This is a genomic window from Xenorhabdus entomophaga (genome assembly GCF_037996725.1).
Classification (GTDB): domain Bacteria; phylum Pseudomonadota; class Gammaproteobacteria; order Enterobacterales; family Enterobacteriaceae; genus Xenorhabdus; species Xenorhabdus khoisanae.
Genome location: NZ_JBBMXH010000113.1, coordinates 1 through 12,911 on the forward strand (window position 1 = coordinate 1; position 12,911 = coordinate 12,911).

Sequence of the window (12,911 nt, forward strand, 5' to 3'; positions counted from 1 at the left end):
AATACAGGATTTGTCTGGCGGCAATAGCGCGGTGGTCCCACCTGACCCCATGCCGAACTCAGCAGTGAAACGCCGTAGCGCCGATGGTAGTGTGGGGTCTCCCCATGTGAGCGTAGGGCACTGCCAGACATTCAATTAGTCAGAAAAGCCATCCTTCACCGGATGGCTTTTTTGCGTTTGGGGGAAATTATTTCAGTGCCTGACATAATTTTCCTTCTGTATTTCTGCATTAACTGGATTTATGATCCTTGGCTGTTTTTGCGTGTATAAGCAGCAAGTATCGTTCTTTCCGATAATTCTAAATATTCTTTCATTTTATTAGCCGCGAGATCATTCTGCCCGGCATTAAACAGTTCCAGAATATGGGCATTTTTATCGATATAGGGTGCATACAAAAGTTCAGGATCGTTCAAGATGCCAAAAGCCAGACGAAGTTCTGCGGAGATATTGCGATAGAAAGCGATTAACCTTTCACTGTCAGTTAATTCCACAATTGCGGTATGAAAACGCATATTTTCCGTTCCTGCCCGAATCCAGTCTTGTTTTTCACGACATTGCTGCGCTATCTCAACGGCTTGTTTCATTTTTGCAACGCTAGGATGCATTGGATAAGCTTGAGCCAGAGCCTGACATTCAATCAATTGTCGAATTCGATAAATATCAATAATTGATGCAATATCGGGAATTGCAACAAACACACCACGGTTAGGTTCATGTTTTAGCAGCCCTTCTTGGGTGAGAAGGCGAAACACTTCACGTAGTGTATTTCGTGAAATCTCAAGTTGTTCACTCAGTGCAGCCTCTGATAGCCGTTGTCCCGGTAATAACTCCCCAATAACCAGCTTATTTCTTATAGTTTCGGCGATTCTTTTACTCAGAATTTGGGGAGAATGGTCTTTTTTCATAGTTATCCATTAGATCAGTTGCTGATAATAAATACCTTCGAAGCGAATAAGAGAGAATCTTCACATATTCCCTGATAACCAGCAAGTTATCGTCATTGAACCAATATAGGGCAATTTTATGGTGTGTTTTGCACCTGAAATGTGCATTCCGATAATAAATTCAACAGTAAATGTTAATAAAGTGATCTCTATTGGATTTCTGCAAGTGATAACACAATTCTGTTTGCTTATTTCCCCAGCAGATCTTATTTATTGTTCAGCAATACATTTGCTGTTATTAAACAATTTCCTGCTTTAGTTCCACAATGGTATGGATATTGCTTAGAAAATAATAAATACAATAACGATGACAGGGGAAAATAGCTTATGGCTATGCAGGAGACAGCAAACCAAGAAACGGAAAATTTTGTATCGAATCGACGTTCGTCTTTGATTGCAGCAATTTTTCTGATGGCGACATCAGCGATTGGGCCAGGGTTTATCACCCAAACAGCTACATTTACTGCGACGATGGGGGCCGCTTTTGCTTTTGGTATTTTTGCCTCCATCCTGATTGATTTTGTTGTACAGCAAAACATTTGGCGAATTGTCACATTAACCAGAATGCAATCTGCTGATATTGCGAATGCGGCTATTCCGGGAAGTGGCTATTTACTGGCTATCTTGGTGATTTTTGGTGGATTGGTGTTTAACGTCGGTAATATTGCGGGAGCTGGATTAGGGCTTAATGCTTTGATGGGGCTGGATCCCAAATGGGGTGGGTTATTCAGTGCCTTGATGGCGATTTATATTTTTACTTCCCGTAAAGCAGGCGTCGCCATTGATCGTATTATCGTAATTTTAGGGATGATCATGATAGGCATGACATTGTTTGTTGCGATAGTCTCCAATCCGCCAGTGGGAGAAGCGTTACGACAGACCGTCCTGCCCGATGAAATCAATTTTGCGACGATAACGACTATTGTTGGCGGAACGGTTGGTGGTTACATTTGTTATGCCGGAGCACATCGTTTACTGGATAAAGGCGCGGTAGGTATCGAAAACATTAAAATTGTTTCCAGTGCAGCAACCAAAGGGATCTTGGTGGTTGGCTTGATGCGATACCTGTTGTTTCTTGCCATATTGGGTGTGGTTGCCAGTGGCGTCACACTTGATGTTGCAAGTGAAACGGCAGATCCGGCCTCACAAGCTTTTCAGGCAGCCGCTGGAGAATTTGGTTTACGTATTTTTGGTTTAATTATTTGGGCCGCATCAATTACGAGTATTATCGGTGCTGCTTATACTTCCATTTCTTTCTGTAGTGTATTTCGAAAACAATTTACCGAGCGCCAACGCAATATTGCGACTTTATTGTTTATTGCCGTATCGCTGGCGATTTATCTATTAATAGGAACACCGCCAGCCGCTTTGCTGGTTTTCGCAGGTGGCTTCAATGGGCTTATTCTTCCTCTCGGTTTGACCATCTTTGTTTATGTTGGCTGGAAACGTGCTGATTTAATGGCGGGGTATGTGTATCCACGCTGGTTGTTGTGGTCGGGTGCGATGACTTGTGTGTTGACATGGTACATGGGGGCCATGTCTATTGATTCAATCTTTGAGTTTTTGAAATCAGCTTAGGGGAATCATCATGATAAAAACAATCGATTTAAATAGTGATCTCGGTGAAGGTTTTGGTCAATGGCGCATGGGGAACGATAAAGAAATCTTGGGAATTGTCAGTAGTGCTAATGTTGCCTGTGGCTTTCATGCGGGTGATCCGGTAGGGATTTTGCAGACCTTGAAATCCGCACAGGAAAACAATGTCACGATAGGCGCCCATGTTTCTTATCCCGATTTGGTTGGTTTTGGGCGGCGCAAAATGGATCTTGCCAGCCATGAAATTACGGCTGACGTTATTTACCAAATTGGTGCTTTGCAAGGTCTGGCTGCGGCAGCAGGCACAAAGGTGAGTTATGTCAAACCTCATGGCGCGCTTTATAACACAATCGCGAATGACAAAGACCAAGCGATTGCAGTTATTGAAGGTATTTTGGCGATTGATGCCAATCTGGTATTGGTTGGTTTGGCGGGATCAAATGTTCTCAAATTAGCTCAGGAAAGAGGATTAAAAATCGTCGCAGAAGCATTTGCTGATCGTGCTTATACCTCACAGGGTGAATTAGTTTCCCGCCGTGAAGCAGGTTCTGTGCTGCATGATGCGGATCTTGTTGCCCAGCGTATGTTGCAACTGGTGACAGAAGGCGGTGTTGAATCGATTGATGGCAAATTTACACCTATTCAAGCGGATTCTATTTGCGTACATGGTGATAGCCCCGGTGCGGTAGAGATGGCAAAACAGGTCAGAACCGTTTTGCAGCAGGCAGGCGTTACCATCCGATCATTTATTCATCCATAAATATAGATCGCACTGGCATGGTTAATGATTTAGGGAGATAGTCTTGCGTTTTTTACCTGTTAATTTCAATACCATCATGGTTGAACTGAGTGGACTGGCAGAAACATTGGCGCTGCTTGATTCACTGAATACTATCCCTGTTCTCGGGGTTGAAGAAATTATTCCGGCGGCGAGGACGTTGATGATCCATTTCCGGCCGACAAAAATATCAGTTCAACAATTGGTGGCAGAAATCAGTAGCCGCGATTTGCGGGCACGTGGTCACGCAACGGGAAAACAGATAGAAATCCCGGTGCATTATAATGGTGATGATCTTGCGACAGTTTCTGAAATTCTGGGAGTTACTGTTTCGGACGTTATCCGCCAACATACGGAAAATGAATATACCGTGGCTTTTACAGGGTTCGCTCCTGGTTTTGCTTATATGGTATCAGAAACTTCGCAGTGGAATATTCCCCGTCGTAATACGCCTAGAACACGCATTCCTGCTGGTGCTGTTGCACTGGCGGGGGAATTCAGCAGTGTTTATCCGCAAGCAAGTCCCGGCGGATGGCAGATTATCGGTATTACAACCGAACGTATGTGGGATCTTTCCCGTTCTTCTCCCGCCTTATTGCAACCGGGTTATCGCGTTAACTTCCGGGATGTTGGGCACACCCCTGCAACGGTCAGTTTGCCGAAAGCTGCGATTAAAAATACGGTTTCTATGCCAGAGAGTGACTGCCATCTGGAAATCTTGTCTGCGGGCTTGCAAACTTTGTTTCAAGATTTGGGACGTGTTGGGCAGTCAGGATTAGGGATCTCAGAATCCGGTGCAATGGATAAAAGTGCTCTGCGTTGTGCAAACCGTGTTGTTGGTAATTCCTCCGATCAAACCTGTCTGGAGATAGTGCAGGGTGGGTTTAAGGCCATCGCTCATGGACAGATGCTGATTGCGATTACGGGAGCATCGTGTCCGATAGAGATAAAAACGCCATCGGGTGAAATATTCAATGTGAATACTTACCAACCGATTGATTTAAACGATGGTGATGAAATTTCGTTAGGAATGCCTACGGCTGGTATGCGTTCTTATTTGGCGGTGAGGGGGAGTTTTGCTGTTTCTGCCACCTTATCCAGCTATTCATTTGATACATTGTCCAATATTGGGCCTGCGCCGTTGAAAGTGTCTGATAAATTGGCAATCAGGGAAACGTCTCACTGTGCAGCGGTATCTTTTTCTGAAACGCCGGCTTTTACCATGCCAGATAAAAATGAAGTCATCGTATTAGATATCATACTTGGCCCTCGTACGGATTGGTTTACGCAAGAGGCCATTGAATTATTGAGTAAGCAGGATTGGCAGGTTACCCCTCAATCTAATCGAATTGGCCTGCGATTAAATGGTGAGTGCTCACTATCACGCATTCAACAGCAAGAACTCCCTAGTGAAGGCACATGTGCGGGAGCGATTCAAATTCCCGCCAGTGGACAACCCGTATTGTTCCTGGCTGATCACCCACTGACAGGCGGATATCCGGTTATTGCTTCAGTGGCCGATTATCACCTTGATCTCGCCGGTCAGATCCCCGTCAACGCCAAAATCCGATTTAACCCCATCAGCCAATTCCATGAAATTCAAGGGAGTAAAGATTTGCTATGAACGCTAAAAAAGTGCTGATTGCCAACCGTGGTGAGATTGCAGTCCGTATTATCCGTGCCTGCCGTGATTATGGCGTACAAGCCATTGCCGTCTATGCCGACGCAGATATTAATGCACAGCATGTACAACTGGCTGATGAAGCTTATGCTTTGGGCGGCAATAGCCCTACAGAAACTTACCTGAATATTCCTCGTTTACTGGCGGTAGCGAAGCAATCGGGAGCAACAATGGTGCATCCGGGCTACGGTTTTTTGTCTGAACGGGCGGAGTTTGCCCGTGCAGTGATAGACGCAGGCTTAATTTGGATTGGGCCTAACCCTGAAACGATTGATGAGCTGGGTGATAAGGTTAGGGCGCGTAAGATTGCCCAGAAAGTGGGAGCGCCATTGGTTGTTGGAACCTCAGAGCCAGTCAAAGATGCTCAGGAAGTTATCGCTTTTGCAGAGCAGCATGGGTTGCCGATTGCTATTAAAGCGGCATTTGGGGGAGGAGGCCGCGGGTTGAAAGTGGCTTGGCGGATGGATGAAGTGGCAGAACTTTATCATTCAGCAGTGCGTGAAGCGACAGCCGCATTTGGGCGAGGGGAATGTTTTATTGAGCAATTCTTGGATAAACCTCGTCATATAGAAGCGCAGGTGATTGCGGATAAACAAGGCAATGTTGTTGTCCTCGGCACCCGTGACTGTTCTTTGCAGCGTCGGAACCAGAAGCTGGTGGAAGAAGCGCCTGCACCATTCCTGAGCCAAGAACAAAGGGAACGTATTCATCAATCAGCAAAAGCCATTTGCGCGGAAGCCAATTATGTTGGCGCTGGAACAGTAGAATTCTTGTTAAGTGCAGATGGGACGCTCTCTTTTTTAGAAGTGAATACTCGCTTACAAGTAGAGCATCCCGTGACAGAAGAAACAACAGGTATCGATCTGGTTATTGAACAGTTGCGAGTGGCAGAAGGCCATCCGTTGAACATTCAGGAAACGCCAGTCCCAAGAGGGCACTCATTTGAATTTCGCATTAATGCGGAAGATGCCGGAAAAGGCTTCTTACCAACATCTGGAACGGTCATTGAATTCACTCCACCTTCCGGTCCCGGTATTCGTTTGGATTCTGGTGTGGTGAATGGCTCAACCATTCCTGCTACTTTTGATTCACTGATGGCAAAATTGATTGTCACAGGGGCGACTCGAGAACAAGCCATTGCTCGGGCACGTCGGGCATTGAAAGAGTTTAAGATCCGTGGCGTAGCCTCCGTTTTACCTTTCCATCAAGCGGTGATGGCGCATCCTGATTTTGTTTCTGGTGATAAATTCAATGTCCATACCCGCTGGATTGAAACTGATTTTGTGAATGAACTAGAGGCTTCGCTACGTCAGCTTCCTATCGGGGATAAAAGTATTACCCGCACGTTTATTGAGGTTGATGGCCGCAGGCATGAACTGGGGTTGCCGGCGGATTTATTGGCGGGATTGGCGCATTCAGCCCCTGTAGGTGCACAGCAATTTTCTCCGTCTGTCATAACGGAAAAACGGCCGGAAGATCCCCGTCAGGTCAAAGCCCCTATTTCAGGTATCCTGCATTCCTGGATGGTTAAAGAAGGTGCTCAAGTTAAAGAAGGCGATGTGATTGCAGTTATGGAAGCCATGAAAATGGAAGTACAAATCAATGCTCATCGTTCAGGAAAAATTACATTCTGTGTCCAAGCAGGGGATTATCAGGATGCAGAGAGTGTTTTGGCTAATATTGAGTAGTGAGATTCATAGAAAAATTAAACGGGTATATATTTAGTATAAATTTGCACTCCTTTGGGTTATGGGGCGCTATAGTGATGAGTATTTATACTGATTGGAGTAAACAAGATCTCACTAAGGTACTTTATCGCCATCAAATTCTTCATGTTATTCAATAAATAAAGCCCACTTTCGGAGTGGGCTCCGACCGCCGACAAACCTTATTGAAAATAACTGTTCTTGAAATTTATTTACATTTACTATAGAAATGTAAATAATAACGATTCTCAATAGTATACTTGTTTGAAAATAAATGTCTAAAATTACCAAAATTTACGCTAGCTTGGCTAAAAGCGGCTTGTGTGTTCCTCTGATGTCCGCATCTATGCTGACAGTTGCTATTTCTACCAACGCATTTGCAAGTGCTGAAAGCACGATTAAAAAATCTCCTAGTACTGGCGATACACTTGTTGTTATTGCAGATAATAATGCACAAGATGCACCAGAAGAGAGAAAAGTCAGCCGTAATGAAATCAAGGTCAAACAAGCACAAAGTGTTGCCGAGATTTTAAAGAATGTACCAGGGGTACAAGCGGGTCATCCTAGTGCTTTAGGGCAACGCTTCAAAATCCGTGGGATGGATGATCAATTCATCAACGTAACCATTGATGGTGCAAGACAAGAAGGGTATCACTTCCACCATGCAGGGAATTACGGCATCGATCCTGAAATGTTGAAGCAGGTTGATATCAAGGTTGGTAGTAACAGTATTACCTACGATACTGGTGCCATTGGTGGCGCATTAAAATTTGAGACCGTTGATGCAGGTGATCTGTTGACACCCGGTCAATTATTTGGTGCCAAAGGGAAATTAAATTACTCCAGCAATGGTGATGAATTCCAACAATCTTTGGCGACCTATGGCAGATTGGGTGCTGTTGATTTATTAGGTTACTTTACCCATCGCAATATTCACGACTCTAAATCTGGCAGAGATAATATAGGGAGAGATTCAATCCCGACAGATGGAAAGTTATTCAACTATTTATTAAAAGCTAAATTTAATCTGACCGATGAGCAGTATATTAATGTATCTAAAGAACATTATAAAAATGATGCAGCAACTAGTTTTAGATTGAATTTTGGACAGGATGTAAATAACGGAAAGAAAGCGAAGTATGCCATCGACCGTGATACCCATAATATCACTTACGGATATGCGCCGGTTGATAATGATCTTATTGATTTAAAAATATCCGCTTATCATACTGAACAAACTTCTACCCATATGAAGCCTGTAAACGGAAGTGGGAAAGGATTCGATAGTATTGTTGAAACTCAAGGTGTTAAAGTTCGTAATACCTCTAGTTTTGATACCGAGAAGCTATCCCATTCCTTAACTTATGGATATGAGTATTTTGATACCAGAATGCGCTTCACTAACGCAGAGGAGAATATTCATAATAAAGAAGTAGAAAAAGGAAACTCATCTTCTGTTTACTTAGAGGATGATATTCAACTTGCAGATTTTCATGTTATACCTGGTATCAGATGGGATCACTATAAATACCATACGATTAATGAACAAAATGAGTCGTTTGAGAGAACTTATTCTCACTTCTCAAAAGCACTCGGATTGAAATACGAGCTCGGGGCGTCCACAACATTATTTGCCAATTACACCGAACTCTTCAGAGGTCCATTAGGCAAAGAACTTATGGGATTATCCAACCATGGTAATAACCTGACAGCCACAACCGGTTACAATTTGGAAACGGGACTGGCAGGTACTTATCCCGGTGTTTTTGCTGACAATGACTCGCTGGTAGTATCAGGTAAAGTATTCCAAACGAATTTTAAAAACCTGTCTACAACTTTAGCTAAGAACGAACTGCATAATATCCCGAAAGCCAGACTGGAAGGGTTTGAATTAGCGACTGGCTATAAACTAAATAATGTGTCTTTAAAAACCACTTATGCCAAAGTCAATAACAAGATTATTAAAGATAGTGCGTTATTTGATAAAGGATTAGAGTTTACACCATCAGTCGGTGATTCTATTACTGTAGGTGGTAGTTACCTATTTGACAAAACTGATATTGAACTCGGTTGGAGTTCTCGATTTGTTCTGGCAAAAAATTCCAAAGGTACAGAGAGAGGAAATACTGTCGGTATCCATAAATCTGGCTATGGCGTAAGTAATATGTATATTTCCTGGTCGCCAAAAACAGGTACATTTAAAAATGCAGAACTCCAGTTTGGTATCGATAATGTCTTTGATAAACGTTACAACGAACACTCTTATTATTTGAAAACTTATAAAGGACAAGAAGAGAAAGGACGCACATATAAAGCGACAATTTCTTATAAATTCTGATGAAAACGTCTTAAAGATATTCAAAAACATCCCTTGTAATAAGTCTGCGGTTTATCCGCAGACTTTTCCTGAGATTGCTCTCCAATTATCGCCATGAGAATTACAGCGTAAAAACTCCAATCAAAGCGATAACAGTCAAAACAGCCGCTGCACCATAAAATATCCATTTACTGGCAGGGATATGAATTTTCAGATCATGCATTCCGTGGTGAATACGGTGCATTCCGCACCAGATCGGCAGGCTGATCATCAGCAGCAAAAAGATGCGACCGATAAAACTCTGGCAGAATGTCAGGATACGCTCATAAGAAAGCGCTTCTGGTGCCAAACCGAGTGGTATCAGTATGCCCAGCAGCAGAATAATTGCCGGCCCAACAATAGCGCTCCACATCCCGCCGGCACCAAATAAGCCCCAGAAAATCGGTTCGTCGGAACGCTTAGGTACTTGATTCATCAGATCCTCCTTGGGGTCAGAAAAGTAATGCCACGCCGAGAATCACGGCAGTCGCAATAATCGTGGTTGCCCATAGCAATTTGACAATTGGTCCCGGTGGCATTTTCTCATTTTTGACGATGAGATTGAGCGCCTTCGGAGCCAGTTCAAACCAGGTTTTCGTATGCAGCAGGGCTGCCAGCAGGGTGATGATATTAATCAGCAACACGATCGGATGTTGCAGGAAAGAGACAAAATCCGCCCAGCTTTCCGGGCCGTTTTTCAAGGCAAACAAGCCATAAAGCACCAGTAAACTGAACCAGGTGGCAGGAACTGCCGTTCCTTCCCGCAGCATGTAAAAACGGTAAAATCCGAGTTTGCGCCACCAATTCGCTTCCATGCCGCGCACATAAGGTTTACGTTTCGTCGTCATTATTCTCTCCTTCCTTATTGTGGTTTCAGCATAGAGATAATGAAATCTTTGGCACTTTCTGCCTTGCTCTGCTGAATGGCACCTGCCGGATCAACATGTTTCGGACAAACTTCAGAGCAGTAGCCTACGAAAGTACAAGACCAGACACCGTTGTCGCTGTTGATGTGCGGCATACGCTCTTTCTTGCCATTATCGCGGTTATCAAGGTTGTAACGATGTGCCAATGTAACCGCAGCAGGCCCGATGAATTCAGGATTCAGGCCAAATTGAGGGCAGGCGGCATAGCACAGGCCACAGTTGATACAACCTGAAAATTGATGGTATTTTGCCATTTGGGCCGGTGTCTGCACGTTCGGCCCATCCTCAGGTTTACGGTTATTGCCGATGATATAGGGCTTGATCGCTTCCAGACTCTCAATAAAGTGTGTCATGTCCACAACCAAATCCCGTTCAATCGGGAAATTACCCAGCGCTTCAACTTTCATTCCTTGTGTGTACTCACGCAGGAACGTTTTACAGGCCAGTTTTGGCACGCGGTTTACCATCATTCCGCAGGAGCCGCAGATTGCCATGCGGCAAGACCAGCGGTAAGAAAGGTCAGGAGCCAGATTATCTTTAATGTAACCCAACGCATCCAGCAGTGAGGTTTGCTCATCGTAAGGCACTTCATAAATGACAAAATGAGGTTCACTGTCAATTTCCGGGTTATAGCGCATGACCTCCATTTTCAGCGTTTGCAACTCAGCCATTCGCCTGCTCCTTCTGTTTTTTCTCTTGTGCCGCCGCTTCGCCGCCATATACACGCTTAGCTGGTTGGGATTTGGTGATCTTCACATCACTGTATTCCAGATGAGGGGCACCTTCAGGGTTATAGAAAGCCAACGTATGCTTCAGGAAATGGGTATCGTCACGTTCGGTACAACCTTCATCAAGGCGCTGGTGGGCACCGCGTGACTCTTTACGGTTCATGGCGGAATGGGCCATACACTCAGCAACATCTAAACTGAATCCCAATTCGATGGTATAGAGTAGATCCGTATTGAATACGCTGGAACGATCGCTAATTTGGATATGTTTGAAGCGTTCTTTTAATTCAGCAATTTTGTCGATGGTTTTCTGCATTAGCTCTGGTGTACGGTAAATGCCGCATCCTTCTTCCATTGACGTCCCCATTTCATCGCGGATTTTCGCCCAGTTTTCACCGCCTTTCTGGTTCAGCAGCTTATTGAGTTTATCTTCGACATCACGGGCCTGAGCATTCAGTACGTTGTCATTGGCGGGTTTGGCGCCCTGAATATATTTGACCGCCTCTTCACCTGCCAGACGACCAAAAACAACCAATTCTGCCAGAGAGTTAGAACCGAGGCGGTTTGCGCCATGTAAGCCAACAGAAGAACACTCACCGATGGCAAACAACCCTTTGATTCGGGTTTCACATTGCTGATTGGTTTCGATTCCACCCATCGTGTAATGCGCAGTTGGGCGAACGGGAATGGGTTCTTTGACAGGATCAACGCCAACATAGGCTTTCGCCAGCTCACAAATAAACGGCAGGCGTTCAAGTAGTTTTTTCTCCCCCAAATGACGCAAATCCAAATGCACCACATCACCGCGTGGCGTGGCGATGGTGCGCCCTGCCCGCCATTCATGCCAGAATGCCTGAGACACTTTGTCACGTGGGCCTAATTCCATATATTTGTTTTCAGGTTGCCCCAGTGGTGTCTCTGGCCCCAGACCATAATCCTGTAGATAACGATAGCCGTCTTTGTTCACCAGAATGCCACCTTCACCGCGACAGCCCTCGGTCATCAGAATACCGGAACCGGGCAGACCTGTTGGGTGGTATTGCACAAATTCCATATCGCGCAATGGAATGCCGTGGCGGAATGCGATTCCCATTCCATCTCCGGTAACAATGCCGCCATTGGTATTGTAGCGGTATACGCGCCCCGCACCGCCCGTCGCCATAATGACCGCATTAGCACGGATCTGAACTTTGGTTCCTTCCATCATGTTCAGTGCAACCAAACCGCGTACCTGCCCGTCATCCACCAGAATATCGAGTACAAAATGTTCATCAAAGCGCTGGATTTGAGGGTACTTAAGGGAAGTTTGGAACAGGGTATGGAGCATATGGAAACCGGTTTTATCAGCGGCAAACCATGTGCGTTCAATTTTCATACCTCCGAAACGACGAACATTGATGGAACCGTCTTCCTTACGGCTCCACGGGCAACCCCATTGTTCCAGTTGGATCATTTCGGTCGGGCAATGTTTGACAAAATATTCAACCACATCTTGTTCACACAGCCAGTCACCACCGGATACCGTGTCATTGAAGTGAAAGTCATAGGAATCATGTGATTGAGTGACTGCGGCTGATCCGCCTTCTGCTGCCACAGTGTGGCTGCGCATGGGATACACTTTTGAGATCAGGGCGATATTAAGCTGAGGATTGGCTTCAGCAGCAGCAATGGCTGCTCTTAGCCCTGCACCACCGGCTCCGATAATCGCGAGGTCGACATTGATGGTTTGCACTGCGCTTCTCCATTGTTCAAGTATTGTTCAAGTGAAACAATTTTTCTTTTTTAACGAAGTATTGAAGGTAATTTTCTATACCTTAACGAGTCAGGGGCGATAACTATTACTCTTTATAGGGTTTAATTATAACGAATTATCCAGAAAGTAAATTTGATATGAATGCGGGTTTTGCAGGATTTTGCTGACAAAATGTGATCTATATGTGATCTATCGCATGTTTTTTGCTCAATCGGATTGAGCCATCGACAGCATTTTCTACAAATGAATAAGAGCTTATATAAAAATAATGATAAATATAACGATTGAATAATATTTATTGATTTATGGATGGGATTTAATTTATTTATACTTCTTGGATTCACATATTAAGTGCAACATCGTTATAAACGAAGTAAATGAGTTTTTGTACCTTTAAATAGCTCATCCGGCGTATTGTAACCCCGTGTTTTTCGTGGTCGCTT

Annotated in this window: 10 protein-coding genes and 1 rRNA gene; 6 read left to right on the forward strand and 5 right to left on the reverse strand. The window is 44.5% G+C overall.

Annotated elements, in window-relative coordinates; all coding sequences use genetic code 11:
- Positions 1–13 precede the first annotated feature (13 nt).
- Positions 14–129 (forward strand): 5S ribosomal RNA (gene rrf / locus AAC854_RS18705).
- A 110-nt stretch (positions 130–239) separates the two neighbouring features.
- Here rrf and AAC854_RS18710 read toward each other — a convergent pair.
- Positions 240–905 carry a GntR family transcriptional regulator gene (locus tag AAC854_RS18710; protein WP_340618432.1) on the reverse strand — a complete coding sequence of 222 codons (666 nt, stop codon included), beginning with the start codon at positions 903–905 and terminating at the stop codon, positions 240–242.
- A 366-nt stretch (positions 906–1,271) separates the two neighbouring features.
- Between AAC854_RS18710 and AAC854_RS18715 the strand changes: the two genes are divergently transcribed.
- From AAC854_RS18715 to AAC854_RS18735, 5 genes are all read left to right on the forward strand, one after another.
- Positions 1,272–2,522: an NRAMP family divalent metal transporter gene (locus tag AAC854_RS18715; protein ID WP_340618433.1), complete on the forward strand. Its 1,251-nt coding sequence runs from the start codon at positions 1,272–1,274 to the stop codon at positions 2,520–2,522.
- A gap of 10 nt (positions 2,523–2,532) precedes the next feature.
- Positions 2,533–3,300 carry a LamB/YcsF family protein gene (locus AAC854_RS18720; RefSeq protein WP_340618434.1) on the forward strand — a complete coding sequence of 256 codons (768 nt, stop codon included), beginning with the start codon at positions 2,533–2,535 and terminating at the stop codon, positions 3,298–3,300.
- Between the two features lie 43 nt (positions 3,301–3,343).
- Positions 3,344–4,942: a 5-oxoprolinase subunit B/C family protein gene (locus tag AAC854_RS18725; RefSeq protein ID WP_340618435.1), complete on the forward strand. Its 1,599-nt coding sequence runs from the start codon at positions 3,344–3,346 to the stop codon at positions 4,940–4,942.
- Positions 4,939–6,687, forward strand: a complete 1,749-nt coding sequence (locus AAC854_RS18730; protein WP_340618436.1) for an acetyl/propionyl/methylcrotonyl-CoA carboxylase subunit alpha — start codon at positions 4,939–4,941, stop codon at positions 6,685–6,687. Before AAC854_RS18725 ends, AAC854_RS18730 begins: the two co-directional genes overlap by 4 nt.
- Before the next feature lie 292 nt (positions 6,688–6,979).
- A complete protein-coding gene (locus AAC854_RS18735) occupies positions 6,980–9,043 on the forward strand; it encodes a TonB-dependent receptor domain-containing protein (protein ID WP_340618437.1) in 2,064 nt (687 codons plus the stop codon).
- Between the two features lie 100 nt (positions 9,044–9,143).
- Here the strand turns inward: AAC854_RS18735 and frdD are convergent, their stop codons facing one another.
- From frdD to frdA, 4 genes are read right to left on the reverse strand one after another with little or no spacing between them, the layout of a single operon-like run.
- A complete protein-coding gene (gene frdD / locus AAC854_RS18740; protein WP_340618438.1) occupies positions 9,144–9,497 on the reverse strand; it encodes a fumarate reductase subunit FrdD in 354 nt (117 codons plus the stop codon).
- A 16-nt stretch (positions 9,498–9,513) separates the two neighbouring features.
- Positions 9,514–9,909, reverse strand: a complete 396-nt coding sequence (gene frdC / locus AAC854_RS18745) for a fumarate reductase subunit FrdC (RefSeq protein WP_340618439.1) — start codon at positions 9,907–9,909, stop codon at positions 9,514–9,516.
- A 14-nt stretch (positions 9,910–9,923) separates the two neighbouring features.
- Positions 9,924–10,658, reverse strand: a complete 735-nt coding sequence (locus AAC854_RS18750; RefSeq protein ID WP_340618440.1) for a succinate dehydrogenase/fumarate reductase iron-sulfur subunit — start codon at positions 10,656–10,658, stop codon at positions 9,924–9,926.
- Positions 10,651–12,447 (reverse strand): fumarate reductase (quinol) flavoprotein subunit, encoded by a 1,797-nt coding sequence (frdA, locus tag AAC854_RS18755; protein ID WP_340618441.1) that lies wholly within the window; start codon positions 12,445–12,447, stop codon positions 10,651–10,653. Before frdA ends, AAC854_RS18750 begins: the two co-directional genes overlap by 8 nt.
- Positions 12,448–12,911: the final 464 nt, after the last annotated feature.